The sequence below is a fragment of the Burkholderia sp. AU30198 genome (assembly GCF_020419825.1).
Lineage (GTDB): Bacteria > Pseudomonadota > Gammaproteobacteria > Burkholderiales > Burkholderiaceae > Burkholderia.
The window spans coordinates 74,449-94,443 of sequence record NZ_JAIZSA010000001.1 but is presented as its reverse complement, the minus strand read 5'-3'; the positions used below and the strand labels follow the sequence as shown (position 1 = coordinate 94,443).

19 protein-coding genes are annotated in these 19,995 nt (G+C 66.7%); 4 read left to right on the top strand and 15 right to left on the bottom strand.

Features of this window, described 5'->3' with window-relative positions; translation table 11 throughout:
* Nucleotides 1–8 precede the first annotated feature (8 nt).
* The 5 genes from trpB to LGN19_RS39505 all read right to left on the bottom strand — a co-directional run bounded on the left by trpB (nucleotide 9) and on the right by LGN19_RS39505 (nucleotide 5,155).
* A complete protein-coding gene (trpB, locus tag LGN19_RS00410) occupies nucleotides 9–1,202 on the bottom strand; it encodes a tryptophan synthase subunit beta (RefSeq protein WP_011355719.1) in 1,194 nt (397 codons plus the stop codon).
* A gap of 55 nt (nucleotides 1,203–1,257) precedes the next feature.
* Complete coding sequence (locus LGN19_RS00405) at nucleotides 1,258–1,959, bottom strand: phosphoribosylanthranilate isomerase (protein WP_174960873.1); 702 nt, start codon at nucleotides 1,957–1,959, stop codon at nucleotides 1,258–1,260.
* Entirely contained in the window at nucleotides 1,956–2,768 is an 813-nt protein-coding gene (gene truA / locus LGN19_RS00400) for a tRNA pseudouridine(38-40) synthase TruA (protein ID WP_226212807.1), read from the bottom strand. The genes LGN19_RS00405 and truA overlap by 4 nt, the downstream gene beginning before the upstream one ends.
* Nucleotides 2,768–4,876 carry a FimV/HubP family polar landmark protein gene (locus LGN19_RS00395; protein WP_226212806.1) on the bottom strand — a complete coding sequence of 703 codons (2,109 nt, stop codon included), beginning with the start codon at nucleotides 4,874–4,876 and terminating at the stop codon, nucleotides 2,768–2,770. The genes truA and LGN19_RS00395 overlap by 1 nt, the downstream gene beginning before the upstream one ends.
* Before the next feature lie 147 nt (nucleotides 4,877–5,023).
* A complete protein-coding gene (locus tag LGN19_RS39505) occupies nucleotides 5,024–5,155 on the bottom strand; it encodes a hypothetical protein (protein ID WP_264172866.1) in 132 nt (43 codons plus the stop codon).
* A gap of 566 nt (nucleotides 5,156–5,721) precedes the next feature.
* On the opposite strand from LGN19_RS39505, the gene flgE reads away from it, so the two are divergent.
* On the top strand, nucleotides 5,722–6,966 hold the full coding sequence (gene flgE, locus LGN19_RS00390) for a flagellar hook protein FlgE (RefSeq protein ID WP_226212805.1): 1,245 nt from the start codon (nucleotides 5,722–5,724) through the stop codon (nucleotides 6,964–6,966).
* A 105-nt stretch (nucleotides 6,967–7,071) separates the two neighbouring features.
* On the opposite strand, the gene asd is transcribed toward flgE, so the two are convergent.
* From asd to LGN19_RS00355, 7 genes are all read right to left on the bottom strand, one after another.
* Nucleotides 7,072–8,193, bottom strand: coding sequence for an aspartate-semialdehyde dehydrogenase (asd, locus tag LGN19_RS00385; protein ID WP_122949225.1), 1,122 nt, complete (start codon nucleotides 8,191–8,193; stop codon nucleotides 7,072–7,074).
* A gap of 299 nt (nucleotides 8,194–8,492) precedes the next feature.
* Nucleotides 8,493–9,560, bottom strand: a complete 1,068-nt coding sequence (leuB, locus tag LGN19_RS00380) for a 3-isopropylmalate dehydrogenase (RefSeq protein ID WP_059694010.1) — start codon at nucleotides 9,558–9,560, stop codon at nucleotides 8,493–8,495.
* 79 nt (nucleotides 9,561–9,639) lie between these two features.
* Nucleotides 9,640–10,290, bottom strand: coding sequence for a 3-isopropylmalate dehydratase small subunit (gene leuD, locus LGN19_RS00375; RefSeq protein ID WP_011355726.1), 651 nt, complete (start codon nucleotides 10,288–10,290; stop codon nucleotides 9,640–9,642).
* 68 nt (nucleotides 10,291–10,358) lie between these two features.
* The gene (locus LGN19_RS00370) at nucleotides 10,359–10,505 is read right to left on the bottom strand and encodes an entericidin A/B family lipoprotein (protein ID WP_043177617.1); all 147 of its coding nucleotides are present in this window, start codon (nucleotides 10,503–10,505) and stop codon (nucleotides 10,359–10,361) included.
* 3 nt (nucleotides 10,506–10,508) lie between these two features.
* Nucleotides 10,509–11,918, bottom strand: a complete 1,410-nt coding sequence (gene leuC / locus LGN19_RS00365; protein WP_226212804.1) for a 3-isopropylmalate dehydratase large subunit — start codon at nucleotides 11,916–11,918, stop codon at nucleotides 10,509–10,511.
* A gap of 235 nt (nucleotides 11,919–12,153) precedes the next feature.
* Nucleotides 12,154–12,912 (bottom strand): Tat pathway signal protein, encoded by a 759-nt coding sequence (locus LGN19_RS00360; RefSeq protein ID WP_226213502.1) that lies wholly within the window; start codon nucleotides 12,910–12,912, stop codon nucleotides 12,154–12,156.
* Between the two features lie 32 nt (nucleotides 12,913–12,944).
* The gene (locus tag LGN19_RS00355; protein ID WP_226212803.1) at nucleotides 12,945–13,769 is read right to left on the bottom strand and encodes a hypothetical protein; all 825 of its coding nucleotides are present in this window, start codon (nucleotides 13,767–13,769) and stop codon (nucleotides 12,945–12,947) included.
* A gap of 413 nt (nucleotides 13,770–14,182) precedes the next feature.
* Between LGN19_RS00355 and LGN19_RS00350 the strand changes: the two genes are divergently transcribed.
* Complete coding sequence (locus LGN19_RS00350) at nucleotides 14,183–14,506, top strand: cupin domain-containing protein (RefSeq protein ID WP_122949221.1); 324 nt, start codon at nucleotides 14,183–14,185, stop codon at nucleotides 14,504–14,506.
* 128 nt (nucleotides 14,507–14,634) lie between these two features.
* The gene (locus LGN19_RS00345) at nucleotides 14,635–15,360 is read left to right on the top strand and encodes a glutathione S-transferase (protein WP_226212802.1); all 726 of its coding nucleotides are present in this window, start codon (nucleotides 14,635–14,637) and stop codon (nucleotides 15,358–15,360) included.
* A gap of 49 nt (nucleotides 15,361–15,409) precedes the next feature.
* Here the strand turns inward: LGN19_RS00345 and LGN19_RS00340 are convergent, their stop codons facing one another.
* Both LGN19_RS00340 and LGN19_RS00335 read right to left on the bottom strand, forming a co-directional pair.
* Complete coding sequence (locus tag LGN19_RS00340) at nucleotides 15,410–15,808, bottom strand: DUF4440 domain-containing protein (RefSeq protein ID WP_226212801.1); 399 nt, start codon at nucleotides 15,806–15,808, stop codon at nucleotides 15,410–15,412.
* A 23-nt stretch (nucleotides 15,809–15,831) separates the two neighbouring features.
* Nucleotides 15,832–17,217 carry an MFS transporter gene (locus tag LGN19_RS00335; protein ID WP_226212800.1) on the bottom strand — a complete coding sequence of 462 codons (1,386 nt, stop codon included), beginning with the start codon at nucleotides 17,215–17,217 and terminating at the stop codon, nucleotides 15,832–15,834.
* Nucleotides 17,218–17,431: 214 nt separating this feature from the next.
* Here LGN19_RS00335 and LGN19_RS00330 point away from each other — a divergent pair, with 214 nt between their 5' ends.
* Nucleotides 17,432–18,346: a LysR family transcriptional regulator gene (locus LGN19_RS00330; RefSeq protein WP_226212799.1), complete on the top strand. Its 915-nt coding sequence runs from the start codon at nucleotides 17,432–17,434 to the stop codon at nucleotides 18,344–18,346.
* 96 nt (nucleotides 18,347–18,442) lie between these two features.
* On the opposite strand, the gene LGN19_RS00325 is transcribed toward LGN19_RS00330, so the two are convergent.
* Entirely contained in the window at nucleotides 18,443–19,975 is a 1,533-nt protein-coding gene (locus LGN19_RS00325) for an amino acid permease (RefSeq protein WP_226212798.1), read from the bottom strand.
* Between the last annotated feature and the right edge of the window lie 20 nt (nucleotides 19,976–19,995).

The window sequence follows — 19,995 nt, the reverse complement described above, 5'->3', positions numbered from 1 at the left end:
GGTCGGGGTCAGAGCTCGATGCCCGATCGCTCGGCGACCGTGTGCATGTCCTTGTCGCCGCGGCCCGACAGGTTGACGAGCAGAATCTTGTCCTTCGGCAACGTCGGCGCGAGCTTCACGCCATATGCAATCGCGTGGCTCGATTCGAGCGCGGGAATGATCCCCTCGATCCGGCAGCAGTCGTGGAACGCCTTCAGCGCTTCCTCGTCGGTGATGCCGACGTACTGCGCGCGGCCGCTGTCCTTCAGCCACGCATGCTCGGGGCCGACGCCCGGATAGTCGAGGCCCGCCGACACCGAATGCGTCTCGATGATCTGGCCGTTGTCGTCCTGCAGCAGGTACGTGCGATTGCCGTGCAGCACGCCCGGGCTGCCGGCGATCAGCGACGCCGCGTGATGGCCCGTGTCGAGGCCGTCGCCGGCCGCTTCGACGCCGATCAGCTGCACCGAGGTGTCGTCGATGTACGGATAGAAGATGCCCATCGCGTTCGAACCGCCGCCCACGCAGGCGATCACCGCGTCGGGCTGGCGGCCGGTCATTTCCGGCATCTGCACCTTGCACTCGTCGCCGATCACGCGCTGGAAGTCGCGCACCATCATCGGGTACGGGTGCGGGCCCGCGACCGTGCCGATGATGTAGAACGTGTTCTCGATGTTCGTGACCCAGTCGCGCATCGCTTCGTTCAGCGCGTCCTTCAGCGTGCGCGAACCCGATTCGACCGGCACGACCGTCGCGCCGAGCAGCTTCATCCGGTAGACGTTCGCGGCCTGGCGGCGCACGTCTTCCGAACCCATGTAGACGACGCACTCCATCCCGAAGCGCGCGCAGATCGTCGCGGTCGCGACACCGTGCTGGCCGGCGCCCGTCTCGGCGATCACGCGCTTCTTGCCCATGCGCTTCGCGAGCAGCGCCTGGCCGATCACGTTGTTGATCTTGTGCGCGCCCGTGTGGTTCAGGTCTTCGCGCTTCAGGTAGATCTGCGCGCCGCCGAGCGTTTCGCTCCAGCGCTGCGCGTGATAGATCGGCGACGGACGCCCGACGAAATGCTTCAGCTCGCGCTCGAATTCGGCGACGAAATCGGGATCGTTCTGGAATTTTTCATACGCCGCGCGCAGCTCGTCCAGCGCGTGAATCAGCGTCTCGGCGACGAACGTGCCGCCATACGGGCCGAAGTGGCCGCGGTCATCAGGAAGGTTGTACATGGTGTCTCTCTCGATCGGTCGGTGCACCCCGCTTTCGGCGCTGCACCGGCTTGCATCACCCGGCGTCCGCTTCGCGCACCGCGCGTACGAACGCCGCCATCCGGGCGTGATCCTTCACGCCCTTCGCGCCCTCCACTTCGATGCCACTCGAGACATCGACAGCAAACGGGCGCAACTGGCGAATCGCATCACCGACGTTTTGCGCGCTCAAGCCACCACTCAAAACGGCCCGATGCGCGAGCTCTGCGGGAATAAGAGACCAATCGAAGACCTTGCCGCTACCACCGTAATCCGGCACCAGGGTGTCGAACAGGAGGCCGCGCGCTTTCGAATAATGAAGACCCGATTCTACCAAATCGGCCGATTGCGTCGAGGGGCCGACGCGCACCGCACGCAACCACGGCAGGCGTGCCGCGCGGCCAAGCGCGTCGCACTGCTCGGGCGTCTCGTCGCCATGAAACTGCAGCAGCGTGAGCGGCACGTCGCGCACGACGGCCTCGAGCTCCGCTTCGGTCGCATTCACGAACAAACCGACCACCGACACGAACGGCGGCGCGAGGCGTGCCAGCTCGGCCGCCTGCGCGATCGTCACCGCGCGCGGGCTCTTCGGGTAGAACACGAGGCCGATCGCATCGGCGCCGAGCGCGGCCGCGTGCAGCACGTCCTCGGGCTTCGACAGCCCGCACAGCTTGATGCGCGTGCGCGGCGGCAAGCCGGCCGCGGCGGGAATCGTAGGAGACACGGCGTGATCCGTCATGATTGCGGGTCCAGATCGGCCCAGACGCTGCTCCACGGCACACTGCCGAGCTGCGCGGGCGGGACGGCGAATTCCGCCGGGTAGCCGACGTGGGCGAGATACAGCCCGTCGGCCATGAACGTGGGCGCCGCAAGTTTGCGGTCGCGCCCGGCCAGCACGTCGGCCAGCCAGTCGGCCGGATAGCGGCCACGACCGACCGCGACGAGGCAGCCCATCAGGTTGCGCACCATGTGGTGCAGGAACGCGTTGGCGCGGAAGCGGAAATGAAGGAAATGACCCACGCGCCGCACGTCGATCTGGTACAGGTGTTTGACCGGCGTCTTCGACTGGCATTCCGACGAGCGGAACGACGAGAAGTCGTGCTCGCCGATCAGGTGCGCGGCGGCAGCACGCATCGCATCGTCGTCGAGCGGCGTATGGATCCAGCCCGCGCGCCCCGCCAGCATCGGCGAGCGCACGGGATGCACGTACAGCGTGTAGTAATACGTGCGTTCGAAGGCCGAGAAGCGCGCGTGGAACGTGTCCGGCATCGGCTTCGCCCATTGCACCGACACGGTCGGCGGCAGGAACGCATTGGTGCCGCGCACCCACGAGAACACCTCGCGATCGAGGTCGGTATCGAAGTGCACGACCTGCCCGAGCCCGTGCACGCCCGTGTCGGTCCGCCCGGCCACGGTCGTATGCAGCGGCACGCGCGCGAACTCGGCCAGCGCGTGCTCGAGCCGATCCTGCACGGTCTTGCCGTGCGGCTGCGCCTGCCAGCCGCAGAACGCCGCGCCGTCGTACTGAATGCCGAGCGCGATCCGCATCACGCCTCGTCCGCCAGTTTCGCGAGCAGCGCGCGCGCATCATCGCGCGTCGCGGCGTCGTTCGCGTCGACCACTTCCTGCAGCAGCGTCCGCGCGCCGGACAGGTCGCCCAGCTCGACGTATTCGGCCGCGAGGTCGAGCTTGTTGCGCGCGATACGGGCGAGCTCGTCCGGCGTCAGCGCCGGCAATGCGGCGCCCGGCGCGGACGGCAGGTCGAGATCGAAATCGAGCTTGAGCGCACCGAACTGCGCGCCGCCGAGCGGCGGCAGCGACGACGTCGCGAACGGGCTGCCCGCGTGGCCGGCAGGCGTCGCCGCGTCCGGATCCCAATCGAACTCGTCGTCCTGGTCGGCCGGATGTTCCGGGGCCGGATCGGTCGCGCCAATCGGCAGGTGCCGGGCGGCTTGACCGTTAGTTGCGATTTTATCGGTGTCAGACTGCCCTGCCCGTGCAGCGGGCGCGTCCGCCGCCGACTCGTCGGACGTGCGCGGCGGCAGCGGCATGTCGAGGCTGCTGAGCGCGCTGATCGCGTTCTGCATCAGCGCCGCGTGCTGCGCTTCGGTTGGCGCGGGTGCGAACGGCGTCTCGGCAGGCTTGTCCGCCAGCTTTTCGGCCGCGATCTTCTCTACCGGCTCGGCATCGTGCGGATCCGGAGCCGCCTCGCTCGCGGGCGGAACGGCGGCATGCGCGGCCGGCAATTCGGGCAGCTCGTCATGCGGCTTCGCCGCTTCCGGCTCCGGCGACCCATCCGTATCGAGCGGCTCGACCGTCTCCGCCGCCGCAGCAGTCGCCGCGGCAAGGTTCAAGTCGGAAGCCGCGTCACGCGCGACCGGCATTTCGGGCCGGATCGGCAGTTCCGGTTCGACGGTCGGCGCGACTTCGGCTTCTGCAGCCGCGGCACCGCCCGCTACGGACGCGGCAGCCGCCGCACCCGTGCCCGGCTCTTCCGTGCGCCGGCCTTTCCGGCGCTTGCGCCACGCGAACCCCGCCGCAAGGACGATCACGGCCGCACCGGCTACCGCGGCCGGACGCCAGTCCATCTGCTCGGTACTGCGAGCAGGCGCCGCCTCCGGTGCCACCGGTTGCGCAGGCGCCGATACCGATGCCGGCTGCACCGCGCTGGCGGCAACGCCGGACGCGGCTTCGCCTGCCGTCGGCGCGGCAGCGGATGCGCCCGCCTCGTTCGCGGCCGGACGCGGCGCGGCGGGCGCGCGTGCCGGGGACGGAGCCGGCGCAACCTCGTTCGTGGTGGCCGGCTTGCCGATGCCATGCTTCTGCAATTCCATCAGCACGCGGTTCTTCAGCGCCAGCAGCTGCTGCAGGCTCGACGGCCGCGGCTGCGACGCACCCGTGGCAGGTGCCGCGCCGGCCGGTTGGTTCGTGCCCGCAACCTGGCTGCCCGTCGCAGGCGGGATCGCGGCACCGCTCGCGGACGACGGCACCGACTGGATCGTGCCGCTCCACACATGTGGCCCGCTTGCACCGGCAGCGGGCGCTGCCGGCTGCATGCTTTCGACGGCCGATGCGCCGTGCGCAGCCGAAGCGCCGACCGATGCCGAAGCGCCAGCGGCCGCCGCGACACTCGCGCCGCTCACCGGCGCCGCGTGCATGGCCGGCGCCACCGGCGCGGATTGCACGGTCGACCCCGGATGCGGTGCGGACGCACCATGCTGCGCGACCGCCGTGCCGCCCGATGCCGCAGCGGGCGCGAACGCTGCCGTCGCACTCGATGCACCGGCTGCGCCGGCCGGCACGAGTGCCGCGCCGGTCGCGTCGAGCGCCGGCACGGCCAGTGTCGCGCCGACTTTCAGGCGGCTCGCGTCGTGCTTCATGAACGCCTGCGGATTGGCGTCGAACAGCGCGCGACCGGCGCGCGCGAGCACAACGGGATCGCGCGACTGCGTGGCCGCTTTTGCGATGTCGTTCAGCGACTGGCCCGGCTGGACCGTCACGGTAAGCGGCACTGCGCCGCCGGCAGCGGACGCCGGCAGTTCGCCGGTGCCGGCCGCCCAGGCCGATGCGGTTGCGCCGAGCGCCAGGATCACCAGCGCGCCACGCACGGCGCGCGACAGACGGGACAGACGCGGAAACAAGGAAATTCGGGACATCGTTGGCTCTATCGCCGCGCGCGGGCGCGGCTCGGATTCGCGGTTGAAAGCGTCAATAAAGTTGCCGCAGAAATGCAAAAGCGTCGCGTGGAACGCGACGCTTTCGGCGGGTCTGTGCGTCGTAACCGCGTAGTTTACTTCACGCGATCAGGTTCGGGCCGAATTCATCGCCGGCAGGTGCAACCGGTCGCGGTCGGGCGTCGACGCGCCCGGCGACCGGGCCGCACCGATGCCCGGGTACGCATGCTGCGGCACGCGCGCCCGATCGATCAAAAGCACGCCGCTCGCCATTGAAAAACCGCCCGACCGCATCGAACCCCAACGAATGCCGCAGCCTTTGCTCGCTCTCCGGGCGGCTTACACAACCCGTGCTCGATGCCGCGCCACGACCGGGTAATCCGGTACGGTTGCTCAACAATTCGCACGACCTGCCGTTAATGGATTAACAGCCGCCAATCAAAATAAATCCCGGCAACCATCAACTTCATTCAAATAAATTTCAATTGATCGATAAGAGGCCAATTCCCACCTCTTATCGTCGAATTGAGAATCAGCGCCGCGAAACCCAAGCCCAACAAGGCTCCCCGCCTTTACCCCCATCTCATTACTCATACGAAATCGATCATTTCAGCGGCAATTCAATTACATTACACAAAATTACACAGATCGAATAATTGCCGTCGCTACGATCGTCTTCAAACAAGAATCGGCGCAATTCGCCCCTCGCGCCCGCCTCTGCCGGAAAGGCGGCACGCGGTCGGCCGGGCTGACGCCGCGAGGTGCCAGGGAGGCATCGCGCAGTCGCACGACTGCATTTACTCATCAGCTCGTTACGGGGATCGAACATGGGCTATCAACAGGGTTTGAGCGGGTTGGCCGGCGCGGCGAACCATCTCGACGTGATCGGCAACAACATCGCGAATGCCAACACGGTTGGCTTCAAACAGGGGCGCGCGAACTTCGCCGACATGTACGCGAATTCGGTCGCGACGTCGACCAACACACAGATCGGCATCGGCACGCGGCTCACATCGGTGCAGCAACAATTCGGCCAGGGGACCATCAACACGACGAAGTCGTCGCTCGACATCGCGATCAACGGCAACGGCTTCTTCCAGATGTCGAACAACGGCGTGACGACGTACTCGCGTGACGGCGTATTCCATCGCGACAAGAGCGGCGCCATCGTCGACGCGCAAAACCGCAACCTGATGGGCTATGCAGCAGGCCCGGGCGGCGCGATCAACACCGCGGCGACCGTGCCGCTGCAGGCACCGACCAACAACCTCGCACCGCTGGCGACGACGAAGATCACCGGCCAGTTCAACCTGAACTCGCAGGACAAGGTGCCGGCCAAGACGCCGTTCAACGCGGGCGACAACGCCACGTACAACTACAATTCGTCGATCCAGGTGTACGACACGCTCGGCGGCGCGCAACAGGTGTCGATGTATTTCACGAAGAACACGGCCGGCACCTGGCAGGCCTACGCCGGCGTGCAGGGCCAGACGCCGACGAATCTCGGCACCGTCACGTTCGACGCATCGGGCCGGATCAGCTCGACGACGTCGGCCGCAACCGGCCAGCCGACGGCGAGCCTCGGCCAGTTCGCGTTCTCGATCCCCAACGCGTCGGGCGCCGCCAATCCGCAGAACCTGACGCTCGACCTGGGCGGCACGACGCAGTTCGGCGGGAAAAGCGGCGTGAACAATCTCGCGCAGGACGGCTTCGCGAGCGGCACGCTGACGACGTTCTCGATCGGCACCGACGGCAAGCTCACCGGCAATTACTCGAACGGCCAGAGCGCGGTGCTCGGCCTGATCGCGCTCGCGAACTTCAACAACCCGAACGGGCTCGAGAACATCGGCGGCAATCAGTATGTGGAAACCGCCTCGTCGGGCGTGCCGCAGATCTCCGCGCCGGGCAGCACGAACCACGGCACGCTGCAGGGGAGCGCGCTGGAAAACTCGAACGTCGACCTGACGACCGAGCTCGTGAACCTGATCAAGGCGCAGCGCGACTACCAGGCCAATGCGCAGACGATCAAGACCCAGCAGACCGTCGACCAGACGCTCCTGAACATGCGCTGACCCGCGCATGAAAAACGCGCCGCGCCAGCCTTGACAGGTTCAAGGCCGACGCGGCGCGCAATCTTGTGCAATGCGGCCCGCGTGTCGCGGGCCGGACATGCAGGCTTACTTGTCGAGCAGGATGCGCAGCATGCGGCGCAGCGGCTCGGCGGCGCCCCACAGCAGCTGGTCGCCGACCGTGAACGCCGACAGGTATTCGCCACCCATCGCGAGCTTGCGCAGGCGGCCGACCGGCACCGTCAGCGTGCCCGTGACGTTCGCCGGCGACAGGTCGCGCATCGACGCTTCACGCTCGTTCGGCACGACCTTCACCCAGTCGTTCGCCGATGCGAGGATGCCGTTGATCTCGTCGAGCGGCACGTCCTTGTTCAGCTTGATCGTCAGCGCCTGCGAGTGGCAGCGCATTGCGCCGATCCGCACGCACAGGCCGTCGACCGGGATCGAACCCGGCTCGCCCATGCCCGGCTTGCCGAGGATCTTGTTGGTTTCCGCGCCGCCCTTCCACTCTTCCTTCGACATCCCGTTGCCGAGATCCTTGTCGATCCACGGGATCAGCGAGCCGGCGAGCGGCACGCCGAAGTTGCTCGTCGGCATCGCATCGCTGTTCATCGCGGCCAGCACGCGGCGGTCGATGTCGAGGATCGCGGAAGCCGGATCGGCGAGTTGCTCCTTCACTGCGCCGTTCAGCGTGCCCATCTGCGACAGCAGCTCGCGCATGTTCTGCGCGCCCGCGCCCGATGCGGCCTGGTAGGTCATCGCCGTCATCCAGTCGACGAGGTTCTCGCGGAACAGGCCGCCGAGTGCCATCAGCATCAGGCTGACCGTGCAGTTGCCGCCGATGAAGTTCTTCTGGCCCTTGACGAGCGCGTCCTTGATCACGTCGAGGTTGACCGGATCGAGGATGATGACCGCGTCATCCTTCATTCGCAGCGACGATGCCGCATCGATCCAGTAGCCGTTCCAGCCGGCCGCGCGCAGCTTCGGGAACACGTCGTTCGTGTAGTCGCCGCCCTGGCACGTGATGATCACGTCGCACTTCTTCAGCTCGTCGACGTTGGTCGCGTCCTTGAGCGTAGTCTCGTTTTTCGCGAACGACGGCGCTTTGCCGCCCGTGTTGCTGGTGCTGAAAAACACCGGTTCGATCAGGTCGAAATCGCCCTCTTCCTGCATGCGCTGCATCAGGACGCTGCCGACCATGCCGCGCCAACCTACGAGACCTACGTTCATGACTAACCCTTTGATGGAGCTTCCCCGCCATTTCCGTCCCCGGTGTGACCGCGCGGGGAAATAGGCGGGCACGACGGACGATCAGCGTTTAATGATCGTTTTCGTGGTAATGGTTTTCGTGATGACGATGGCGCGCGCACCCGCACGGGCAATGTTGCCGTGGAGTTTCAAGACCGGGGAGATCAGGGAAAAATGCGCCATCGTTCGAGTCTACACAAAGCCGGTGGCCCGCACAACGGCCAACCGCATGCGAACCGGCCGATTTCGCGGCCCGTTCGCACCCTTTCTACATGATTGCGTTACAGCGCCGCGACCACCGCGTCGCCCATCGCCGTCGTGCCGACCTGCTTGCCGCCCGGCGTCGCGATGTCGCCCGTGCGGTAGCCCTGTTCGAGCACCGTTTTCACCGCGCGCTCGATGCGATCGGCCTGCTCCGCGCGATTCAGCGAATAGCGCAGCATCATCGCGGCCGACAGGATCGTCGCGAGCGGGTTTGCGATGCCCTTGCCCGCGATGTCCGGCGCCGAACCGTGCGACGGTTCGTACAGACCCTTGTTGTTCTTGTCGAGCGACGCCGACGGCAGCATGCCGATCGAGCCCGTCAGCATCGACGCTTCATCCGACAGGATGTCGCCGAACATGTTGCCGGTGACGATCACGTCGAACTGCTTCGGCGCCTTCGCGAGCTGCATCGCCGCGTTGTCGACATACATGTGCGACAGCTCGACGTCCGCGTATTCCTTCGACACGTCGATCATGATGTCGCGCCAGAACTGCGACGTTTCGAGCACGTTCGCCTTGTCGACCGACAGCAGCTTCTTCGCGCGCTTGCGGGCTGCCTGGAACGCGACGTGCGCGATGCGGCGCACTTCCGGTTCCGAATAGCGCATCGTGTCGAAGCCTTCGCGCTCGCCGGCGAACAGGCCGTCCGGTGCAGCGCGCACGCCGCGCGGCTGGCCGAAGTAGATGTCGCCGTTCAGTTCGCGCACGATCAGGATGTCGAGGCCCGCGACCAGCTCGGGCTTCAGCGGCGATGCATCGACGAGCTGCGGATAGCAGATCGCCGGGCGGAAGTTCGCGAACAGCTCGAGGTGCTTACGCAGCCCGAGGATCGCCTGCTCGGGGCGCAGCGCGCGCTCGAGCGAGTCGTACTTCCAGTCGCCCACGGCGCCGAACAGGATCGCATCGGCTTCCTTCGCGAGCTTCAGCGTCGCGTCGGGCAGCGGATGGCCGCTTGCCTCGTAGCCCGCGCCGCCGACCGGCGCCTGTTCGAGTTCGAACTTCTCGTCGAGTGCGTTCAGCACCTTCACGGCTTCATTGACGATTTCCGGACCGATGCCGTCGCCGGGCAGCACTGCAATCTTCATGCGAAATTCCTGACTGGGTAGGTTTTTATGGAGGCAGGCCGGCGAACGCGCCGCCGGCGCGCCCGCCCGAAAGGTGCTGTCAGCCGACCAGCTTGGTGTTGAGCCACGGCTGCTTCACGAGGCGCTCGGCCTCGAACTGGCGGATCTTGTCCGCGTGGCGCAGCGTGAGGCCGATGTCGTCGAAGCCGTTCAGCAGGCAGTACTTGCGGAACGCGGTGATCTCGAACGGATACTCGCGGCCGTCGCCCGTGCGCACGACCTGCGCGTCGAGATCGACCGTCACTTCGAAGCCGTTGAACGCGACCGTCTCGTTGAACAGGTGATCGACCTGCTGCTCGGTCAGCACGATCGGCAGCAGCCCGTTCTTGTAGCAGTTGTTGAAGAAAATATCAGCGAAGCTCGGCGCGATGATCGCGCGGAAGCCGTACTGCTGCAGCGCCCACGGCGCGTGCTCGCGCGAGCTGCCGCAGCCGAAGTTCTTGCGCGCGAGCAGCACCGATGCGCCCTGGTAGCGCGGCTGGTTCAGCACGAAGTCGGGATTCAGCGGACGCTTCGAGTTGTCCTGCCCCGGTTCGCCGTGGTCGAGATAACGCCACTCGTCGAACGCGTTCGGGCCGAACCCCGTGCGCTTGATCGATTTCAGGAACTGCTTCGGAATGATCGCGTCGGTGTCGACGTTTTCGCGATCGAGCGGCGCCACGACGCCGGTATGCACTGTGAATTTTTCCATGATCCGTCTATCCGGTTGAAGGGCCGGCGTTCAGCCGGCGCACATCGACAAATTCTCGGTGGGGGACGTCACTCCGCGGCGCGCTTCAGCGCGCTGCCGGCGGCGTTGACGTCCTGCCCGAAGCCCTGGACGGTATTGCAGCCCGCAAGACCGAAGCCCAGCCCTGCGAGCGCCAGCGCGGCAACCAGCCGCGCCACGAGTTTCGATGCCGTCACGCGTTACCCCAGCTGGCGAATGTCGACGAAATGGCCTTCGATCGCCGCGGCTGCCGCCATCGCGGGGCTGACGAGATGCGTGCGACCGCCCGCGCCCTGCCGGCCTTCGAAGTTGCGGTTCGACGTCGATGCGCAGCGCTCGCCCGGATCCAGACGATCGGCGTTCATCGCGAGGCACATCGAGCACCCCGGCTCGCGCCATTCGAAGCCAGCGTCCGTGAACACCTTGTCGAGCCCTTCGCGCTCGGCCTGCGCCTTCACGAGACCCGAGCCCGGCACGACCATCGCGAGCCGCACGTTCGATGCGACGCGACGGTTCAGCTTCTTCACGACATACGCGGCTGCACGGATGTCCTCGATGCGCGCGTTCGTGCACGAACCGATGAAGATCTTGTCGACCTTGATCGATTCGATCGGCGTGTTCGGCTCGAGCGCCATATAGGCCAGTGCACGCTCCATCGCGTCGCGCTTGACCGGATCCTTCTCGCGCTCCGGATCGGGCACGCGACCGTCGATCGACGTGACCATTTCCGGCGACGTACCCCACGTGACCTGCGGGACGATCTCGGCTGCGTTCAGCTCGACCACGCGATCGAACTGCGCACCTTCGTCCGACTTGAACTGGCGCCAGTATTCGACGGCCTGGTTCCATTCCGCGCCGGTCGGCACGAACGGACGGCCCTTCAGGTAATCGATCGTCGTGTCGTCCACCGCGACCATGCCCGCGCGTGCGCCGGCTTCGATCGCCATGTTGCAGACGGTCATGCGGCCTTCCATCGTCAGCGCGCGGATCGTCGAGCCGCCGAATTCGATCGCGTAGCCCGTGCCGCCGGCCGTGCCGATCTTGCCGATGATCGCGAGCACGATGTCCTTCGCGGTACAGCCGCGCGGCAGCGTGCCCTCGACCTTCACGAGCATGTTCTTGCTCTTCTTCTGCAGCAGGGTTTGCGTGGCGAGCACGTGCTCGACTTCCGACGTGCCGATGCCGTGTGCGAGTGCGCCGAACGCGCCGTGCGTCGACGTATGCGAATCGCCGCACACGATCGTCATGCCCGGCAGCGTCGCGCCCTGCTCCGGCCCGATGATGTGGACGATGCCCTGGCGCACGTCGTTCATCTTGAACTGCGTGATGCCGAACGCATCGCAGTTCGCGTCGAGCGTGTCGACCTGCAGCTTCGAGACGGGATCGGCGATGCCGTGGCTGCGATCGGTGGTCGGCACGTTGTGGTCCGACACGGCCAGGTTCGCGCTGATGCGCCACACCGGACGCTGCGCGATCTTCAGCCCTTCGAACGCCTGCGGGCTCGTGACTTCATGCAGCAGCTGACGGTCGATATAGAGCAGCGTCGTGCCGTCTTCCTCGGCGTGGACCACGTGGGTGTTCCACAGTTTGTCGTAGAGAGTCTGTGCCATGGGTATGCGGGGTCGTTGTGACTACAAGCCTTACGGATGCGGTCGATTATGCCACGCAGAACGCACCGCGGCGCAGGCCGGATGCGAAAAAACCCATTAAAAACAGTGGTTTGGCTGGTAGTGCCAATACCTGTATCGGCATTACCAGCCAAACCTGGTACGCGGGATCCGGCGCAGCGCGATCGTGAATCGCGAATCGCGCCACCCGGATCGCGCGCGCCGATGCCTCGCGGCGTCAGCCGTTCGGGTACTCGCGAGCGATCAGGTCGAGCCGCAGCATGCCGAGCTGCACGCCCGCATTGCTCAGCAGGTAGAGATCGCGCCGCCGCAAGGCCGGCATCTGCGCCGACGTGTCGTAGAGCGACGGCAGCGTCAGGCCGGCCGGCACGGCGGCCTGCATCCCCGCCGCAGTCGATACGCGCACGGCGATCGACGCCTGATCCGAATGCGTGACGACGCCGACCTTCCCCAACGCCGCGGCCGAGCCGGCCTGCTTGACGATCGCGGCGGCCACGCCGTCGGGTGTCGGGATCGGGCTGCCGGCAGCCAGCGCCGGGGTCGCGATCGACGTCACGCCGGCGGTCAGCCCGTACTTCGATGCGAGCACGCTCGCGACCTCCTGCTGCGCATAGATCGGCACGGAGATCTTCTGTCGAAGCTGGAACACGGCGTCGGCAATCGCCTCGTTCACGGGGCCCGGCACGGGCGTGGTGCCGGATGTTGCCGCGCGGCTGCCGAAGCCGAACGCGGCAATCGTGTTGATGGCGGCGGTGTCGACGGTCGGCGGCGTCCACGAGAAAAACGTGTCGAACAGGTAGCCGGTTTCGTCGGTGGCGGTCGCGCGGTCGTTCAGTTCGTTCGTCAGCTTGCCGAGCATCTGGCGCTGCAATTCCGCATCGGAAACGGGGGCGTCGCTCGCGAAAGCCGGGGCAACGGCCGCCCACGAGGCGGCGAGCAGCGAAGTGGAAGCCAGGAAATGGCGGCGGGTCGTCATGGTCATGAGAGTCGGGTGGAGAGCGAAAGGCGTCAGCCCTTCGGAAACGCCTGCATCGTCGCGGTCACCGCGCGGCCAAGCATCTGCGCATACATGTCGTGGACGAGATAGAGGCTGCGGTTGCGCGTCCACGGCTGGCCCGATTGCGGGTCGTACATCGTCGGGAGCGACACCTCGGCCACTGCGGCGGCCTTCATGCCCGCCTGCTGCGAAGTCTGGATGCAGCGCTTCGCATGGTCGCGATGGCCGACCACCGCGACGGTGCCCATCGCGGCCGCGCCACCCGCGCGCGACACGGCCACGGCCGCGACGCCGGCCGTGCTCAGGTACACGATCGAGCCGTCGCTCGCGATTACAGGCTCGACCGACGACAGCACGTCGGCGCCCATTCCATACTTCGACACCAGAAAGCGCGCGATCTCCCACTGCGCGTACACCTTCACCGGTTTCAACTGACGGATGCGATACACGGCATCCGCGAGCGCTTCGTTGACGGGCCCCGGGTCGGGCAGCGCGGACTGGTTGCCGCCGGTGCTCGACGTGTTGCCGCTTGCCGCGTTCGGGCGATTGCCGAAGCTGTACGCGACGATCGCACCGATCTGCGCGGCCGGCACTGTCGGCAGGTCCCACGTGAAGCCGACGTCGGTCAGCGCCGGCATGATCGCGTTGACCGTCGCCGCGTCGCCGAGCTGCGCGTTGAGCTTCGCGGACATCTGCGCGGCCAGCGCCGCATCGGTGACGGGTGCCGACGTGACATCGTCGCCACCGCCGCATGCGCTCAGCAACGGCGCCACGGCAACCGCGGGCGCGGCAGCCAGGAATTTTCTGCGTAATGAAGCCGACGGATTCAGATTCATGAGAAATACGAAATGATGCGAGCCACGCCGGCAGCCGATCGCGGCGTTGCAAATCGCGGGTTCACGGGAAACGACAACCTGACGCGTCGTGCGATCGAGCTGCGCGAGGGACGGCTGGATCGACGCTCGAATCGCATCGCGGCGCGTCTGTCGATTGACGATGCGGGATCGTAGTGGGCGTTTATTAAATCGCAGTGAACTTGTCGATCGAATACGAACGATCGTCACGCCGTTCCACTGATGGACAAATGCGTTTCATCCATGGCGAGCGCGTGCGGCCGTTGTTTCATCGGTGGCGAGCGACGGGATTCGCGAGCGTCGCCGGGCGCTGGGCGCCGCGCGCCGGATTTCGAGCTACGATGGCGCAACGCGCATTCCCCCGTCCCCACGACCCGGATCCGGAGCACACCGCCATGAAGCTCGGCCTGAACGAATCGCTCGCACGCCTCGACGAAGCAGGCACGCTGTTCACGACGCTGTTCCACCATGGCACGCTCGACGTCGAGCTGTACCGGCCGCGCATCGAGGACAAGCAGAAGCCGCATACGCGCGACGAGGTCTACGCGATCGCCACCGGCACCTCGCGCTTCGTCGTCGACGGACGCGCCTGCGAGGTCGCGGCCGGCGATGTGCTGTTCGTCCCCGCCCACGCCGAGCACCGCTTCGTCGGCTTCTCCGACGACTTCTCGACCTGGGTGTTCTTCTACGGCCCCGAGGGCGGCGAGCGCAACGCGTAGTGCGCGATGCGCGCGGCACTTTTCCGGTGATCGCCTAGACTGTCTATTCGCAGCGGGCGGCGCGCGACACGCGGTCGCCCGGTCGTCACGATGCCTGTGGCAGCCGGTTCAACGAACGGGAAAACAGCATGCGATACGAACTGTATTACTGGCCCGAGATCCAGGGCCGCGGCGAATATGTGCGGCTCGCGCTCGAAGCGGCCGAAGCCGACTATGTCGACGTCGCGCGCGAATCGGGGCGCGGCATGGGCGTGGCGGCAATGATGCGCATGATGGACGGCACGAAGGCCGAATGCGTGCCGTTCGCGCCGCCGTTCCTGAAGGCCGGCGACCTGGTGGTCGGGCAGACCGCGAACATCCTGCTGTTTCTCGGCGCGCGGCTCGGGCTCGCGCCCGACGACGAAGCCGGCCGGCTGTGGGTACACCAGCTTCAGCTGACCGTCGCCGATTTCGTCACCGAGATCCACGACACGCATCACCCGATCGCAAGCGGCCTCTACTACGAGGACCAGCAGGCGGAAGCCGCCGAGCGCGCAGCCGATTTCCTGGAAAACCGGCTGCCGAAATTCCTCGGTTACTTCGAACGCGTACTCGACCAGAATCCGCACAAGAGCGGCTACCTCGCCGGCAACGCACTCAGCTATGCGGACCTGTCGATGTTCCAGTTGATCGAGGGCCTGCGCTACGCGTTTCCGAAAGCGATGAAGCGCGCGGAGCGGAAGATCGCGGCGCTGGTCGTGCTGCACGACCGCGTCGCACTGCATCCGCCCGTCGCGCACTATCTCGAATCGGAACGCCGCATTCCGTTCAACGACATGGGCATCTTCCGGCACTATCCCGAGCTGGACAAGTAACGCCGGCCCGGCGTCCGCGCCGCTTCATACGCGGCGGCGGACGCCCCCTTCACGCGACGACCGGCGTCTCGTGCAGATGGCGCCACACGATCAGGCCATCCGCCTCGCGCCGGAATACGGCCGTCGAACGCCGCACCAAGCGCCGCCCCTGCGCATCGGTCTGCGTTTCGCGATAGCCGATCGTCGCACCATCGGACCACACGGCCAGCCCGCGCAACTCGTCGATGTCGATCGCCAGCCCGGGACGCGCGCCGTGTCCGTGTGAAAACAGCGCATCGACGCCCGCGTAATCGAGCACCGCGCCCGACATCGCGATCATCGAAAATCCCGGCGAGAAACGCGCCATCAGCGCCGCGAGCCGCTCGGGAGCAGCACGGCCGGACAACCAGCACTCGATGTCGGCAACGGTATCGACGACTTCCTTGAAATACGGATTCGGCAAAGTCATAAGGCTCTCAGGTTCTCAGGTTCTCAGGAGTGGGATGAAACGGGTTGCGCGGCCGGCGCAGGGTGCGCGGGAAGCCGCGCGATCAGGCCGAGCGGCAGCAACGTCAGCACGGCCGCCAGCCCGAAGCACCAGCGGTACGGCGCGAGCGACGGGCCGCCCGCGTCGAACCCCAGCAACGCATTGAGTGCGCTGCCGAGCACGGCCACGCCGACGCAAAAGCTCAACTGGCGGTTGATGTTCCACAGCGCACTCGCGTCGCCCATCCGGTCGGTCGGCACATCGACGAACGCCGCGCTTTGCGACGTGCTCGTGCACAGGCTCGCGCCGAACCCCATCGCCACGAATGCCGCGATGCGCACGGCTTCGACGCTGGCCCACGGCGTCGCGAGCAGGGCGATGCCGACGCAATCGATCGCGATGCCGCACGCGAATAGCGGCTTCGCGCCGTGGCGCGGAAAGCAGCGGCGCGTCGTCGCGATCGCGAAGAATGCCGCGATCGCCCATGGCAGCATCAGCGCGCCGGCATGCGCGGCGCTCAATCCGAGCGCGTTCTGCAGATAGAGCGACGCAACGAGGTTGACGCCCGTAAAGATGCCCGGCACGCACAGATAGACCACCACGCCGATCCGCAGCAGCGGCTGCGCGAGCAGGCGCAGGTCGACCACCGGCGACACGGCCCGACGCGCATGCGCCACATAGCCGGCACCTGCCGCGAGCGCGACGGCCAGCATCGCGAGCGGGAAACCCGCGCCGCCGGGCTGCCCCGCGGCGGTCAGCCCGAGCAGCAACGCGACGAGCGTTGCCGCACTCAGGCCGAGCCCCGGCCAGTCGAGCCGCGGCGGCCGGTCGCGCGCGCCGTCGCGCGGCAGCCACACGAACGCGAGCGCGCAGGTCGCGGCCGCGATCGGCAACATCGCGAAGAAGATCGCGCGCCACGACCCGCGATCGACGATAGCGCCGCCGATCGCCGGCGACAACGCGGGCACGAGCAGCGCGACCATCATCACGACCGACGTGAGCCGCGCCCGCGCCTGCGGCGGATACGCGCGATAGGCCATCGTCTGCCCGACCGGAATCAGCAGCCCGCCGCCGAGCCCCTGCACCAGCCGCCACGCGAGCAGCGCTTCGATCGACGGCGACGCGCCGACGCCGGCGCTGCCTAACCCGAACAGCAGCAGCGATGCGGCGAACACGCGCCGCTCTCCGCAGCGGCGCGCGAGCCACGTGCCGAACGGGATCACGACGGTCAGGCCGAGCACGTACGCGTTGCCGACCCACGCAAGCTGCGCGACCGACGCGTGCAGCTCGCGCTGCAACGCCGGATACGCGGCGTTCAGCATGAACATGTTCGCGAGATCGATCGCGAAACCGAGCAGGTAAACGGCGGCGATTCTGGAACGGTCGGGCATGGCGGCGGGAACATCACGAAACGCCGCAGTGTAGAAGCCGGCTCGCACATCGGTAAGCGGCCGGATTCGACGAGTCTCGTCGAATTTCTTTGACAATCGGATCATGCGGCGACCACGCCGCGCATCCGCTGCAACACACCGCACGCCGCACGCGGCCGCACATTCGGGTACCCTTCGAGCGATCCAACGCATAGACAGGACCCACGCCCCAACCATGGTGAGCCTCGATCGTTTCGCCGTCTTCCGTGCCGTGGTCGAAGCCGGTTCGTTCACGGCCGCCGCCACCGCGCTGAACCAGGCGCGGGCGGCCGTCAGTTTCAACATCAAGCAGCTCGAAGCGGAGCTCGGTGTCACGCTGCTCACGCGGACGACCCGGCGTGTCGAACTGACCGACGCCGGCGAGCGCTTCTACCAGCGCTGCCTGCGCGTGCTCGAAGAAGCGGAAGGCGCGATCGACGAGGTGCGCGGCGAGCATGGCGGCATGCACGGCGTCCTGCGCGTAACGTCGACGGTCGAGTATGCGGCGCGCGTCCTCGCGCCGATGCTGCATGTGTTCACCGCGCAGCATCCCGCGTTGCGCGTGCGGCTCGAAACGCATACGTCCCAGGCCGATCTCGTGCGCGACCGCTTCGACGTCGCGATCCGGCTCGGACGCGACGCGCACTTTCGCGACCTGCCCTATCGCGGCGTCTGCCTCGCCACCTACGACGTGCTCGCCGTGATGGCACCCGACCTGCCTGCGCAGGCCGGGTTGCCGCACCCGGCGTCGCCCGACGACCTGGCCCGCTTGCCGCAGCTCGGCCACAGCCGGCTCGAGCGGATCGCCGAATGGACGCTCACCGATCGTGCAGGCAACGAACATGCGTTTCGACCGGCCAGGAAGCCTCACATCGTCGTCGACAACGCATCGGTATTGAGCGAACTGGCGCGCCAGGGCAGCGGCGTCGCGCTGCTGCCCGAATGGCTCGTACGCGACGATCTCGAAAGCGGCACGCTGGTCGACGCGTTGCCCGCCTACCGGTTTCCGCAGCAGAACGTCTACGCGCTGTATGTCGCGACGCGGCACGTGCCGCAGAAAGTGCGCGCGTGGGTGGATTTCATGAAGGCGCAGTTGCGGCACGGGCACTGAGCGCCGTTTGCGTGCGTCGACGTGCGCAGGCCGCCGCATCGGAGCCGGCCGTACGATACAACCGGCTCCCGTAACCGCGCTTTCAGTGCCGGGCAGTCAGTGCGGCTGCCCGTGCTGCGTGACCGTCGCATCGACGGCCTCGACCGAGCGCGTCAGCCAGGGCCCGATGTCCATCTCCTCATAGCGCACGAGCCGGCTCTTGCGCGCACGGCGATACGCCCACCAGATCGCGACGAACAGCGGAATCCACACGTAGATCGACAGCACTTCCATCCAGTCGATGCGGGCCGCGAAGAACGCCTGGTAATCCTGCCCGAGCGAGATCACGATGCAGATCGCGATCGCGAACAGCGGCCCGAACGGAAACCATTTCGCGCGGTACGGCAGTTGATCGAGCCGGTAGCCCTGCTTCAGGAACCCCTTGCGGAACCGGTAATGGCAGACCGCGATGCCGAGCCACGCGATGAAGCCCGTGATGCCGACCGTATTCAGCAGCCACAGATAGATGCCCTGGTTGTTGGTCAGCGACGTGAGGAAGCACAGCCCGCCGACGGCCATCGTCGCGTACAGCGCGTTGCGCGGCACGCCGCCCGGCGACAGCGTCGCGAACATCGCCGGCGCGCGCCCTTCGGCGGCGAGGTTGTACAGCATCCGCGTGGCCGCGTAAGTGCCGGAATTGCCGGCCGACAGCACGGCCGTCAGGATCACGAGATTCATTGCACCGGCCGCGAGACGGAAGCCCGCGTGGCTGAACACCAGCGTGAACGGGCTCACGCCGATGTCGGTCACGTCGCTCTTCAACAGGTTCGGATCCGTGTACGGCACGAGCAGGCCGATCACGAAGATCGCGAACACGTAAAACAGCATGATTCGCCAGAAGATCTGCTTCACTGCGCGCGGGATCGTCTGGCGCGGATTCTCCGATTCGCCGGCCGTGATCCCGACCAGCTCGGTGCCGAGAAACGAGAAGCCCGCGATCAGCGCGACGCTCATCATCGCGTGCACGCCGCCGACGAACGGCGCGTCTCCCGTCGTGAAGTTGCGCAAGCCGACCGGATGCCCGTTCCCGATCAGGCCGGCGGCGATCAGCAACCCGGCCGCGATGAACGCGACCACGGTGACGACCTTGATCAGCGAGAACCAGTATTCCGATTCGCCGAATCCGCGCACCGACAGCGTATTGAGCAGGAAGATCAGCACGAGGAAGCCCGCGCCCCACCAGATGCCGGGTATGGTTGGAAACCAGTAGCGCATCACGATCTGCGCGGCGACCAGTTCGATCGCGATCGTCACCGCCCAGCTGTACCAGTAGGTCCAGCCGAGCGCGACGCCGAATCCTTCGTCGACGTACTTCTCGCCGTAGATCGCAAACGAGCCCGATACCGGCATCAGCGCGGCCATTTCGCCAAGGCCCGTGACGACGAAGTACACCATCAACCCGATCGCGATATACGCGGCGATCGCACCGCCCGGCCCCGCCTGCGCGACTGACGCGCCCGATGCGACGAACAGCCCCGTGCCGATCGAGCCGCCGATCGCGATCATCGCGATGTGGCGGCCCTGCAGACGGCGCTTCAGCGTCGTTCCGGACGGTGCGGCCGTCTCCACTGCCGCTTGCAAAGCATCCATAGTGTTCACCCTGATTGTGA

What these genes read in the sequence shown, in the direction of transcription:
- trpB (WP_011355719.1), bottom strand. Translation starts at nt 1,202, where the DNA reads ATGTACAACCTTCCTGATGACCGCGGCCACTTCGGCCCGTATGGCGGC.
- LGN19_RS00405 (WP_174960873.1), bottom strand. Translation starts at nt 1,959, where the DNA reads ATGACGGATCACGCCGTGTCTCCTACGATTCCCGCCGCGGCCGGCTTG.
- truA (WP_226212807.1), bottom strand. Translation starts at nt 2,768, where the DNA reads ATGCGGATCGCGCTCGGCATTCAGTACGACGGCGCGGCGTTCTGCGGC.
- LGN19_RS00395 (WP_226212806.1), bottom strand. Translation starts at nt 4,876, where the DNA reads ATGTCCCGAATTTCCTTGTTTCCGCGTCTGTCCCGTCTGTCGCGCGCC.
- flgE (WP_226212805.1), top strand. Translation starts at nt 5,722, where the DNA reads ATGGGCTATCAACAGGGTTTGAGCGGGTTGGCCGGCGCGGCGAACCAT.
- asd (WP_122949225.1), bottom strand. Translation starts at nt 8,193, where the DNA reads ATGAACGTAGGTCTCGTAGGTTGGCGCGGCATGGTCGGCAGCGTCCTG.
- leuB (WP_059694010.1), bottom strand. Translation starts at nt 9,560, where the DNA reads ATGAAGATTGCAGTGCTGCCCGGCGACGGCATCGGTCCGGAAATCGTC.
- leuD (WP_011355726.1), bottom strand. Translation starts at nt 10,290, where the DNA reads ATGGAAAAATTCACAGTGCATACCGGCGTCGTGGCGCCGCTCGATCGC.
- leuC (WP_226212804.1), bottom strand. Translation starts at nt 11,918, where the DNA reads ATGGCACAGACTCTCTACGACAAACTGTGGAACACCCACGTGGTCCAC.
- LGN19_RS00360 (WP_226213502.1), bottom strand. Translation starts at nt 12,912, where the DNA reads ATGACGACCCGCCGCCATTTCCTGGCTTCCACTTCGCTGCTCGCCGCC.
- LGN19_RS00355 (WP_226212803.1), bottom strand. Translation starts at nt 13,769, where the DNA reads ATGAATCTGAATCCGTCGGCTTCATTACGCAGAAAATTCCTGGCTGCC.
- LGN19_RS00350 (WP_122949221.1), top strand. Translation starts at nt 14,183, where the DNA reads ATGAAGCTCGGCCTGAACGAATCGCTCGCACGCCTCGACGAAGCAGGC.
- LGN19_RS00345 (WP_226212802.1), top strand. Translation starts at nt 14,635, where the DNA reads ATGCGATACGAACTGTATTACTGGCCCGAGATCCAGGGCCGCGGCGAA.
- LGN19_RS00340 (WP_226212801.1), bottom strand. Translation starts at nt 15,808, where the DNA reads ATGACTTTGCCGAATCCGTATTTCAAGGAAGTCGTCGATACCGTTGCC.
- LGN19_RS00335 (WP_226212800.1), bottom strand. Translation starts at nt 17,217, where the DNA reads ATGCCCGACCGTTCCAGAATCGCCGCCGTTTACCTGCTCGGTTTCGCG.
- LGN19_RS00330 (WP_226212799.1), top strand. Translation starts at nt 17,432, where the DNA reads ATGGTGAGCCTCGATCGTTTCGCCGTCTTCCGTGCCGTGGTCGAAGCC.
- LGN19_RS00325 (WP_226212798.1), bottom strand. Translation starts at nt 19,975, where the DNA reads ATGGATGCTTTGCAAGCGGCAGTGGAGACGGCCGCACCGTCCGGAACG.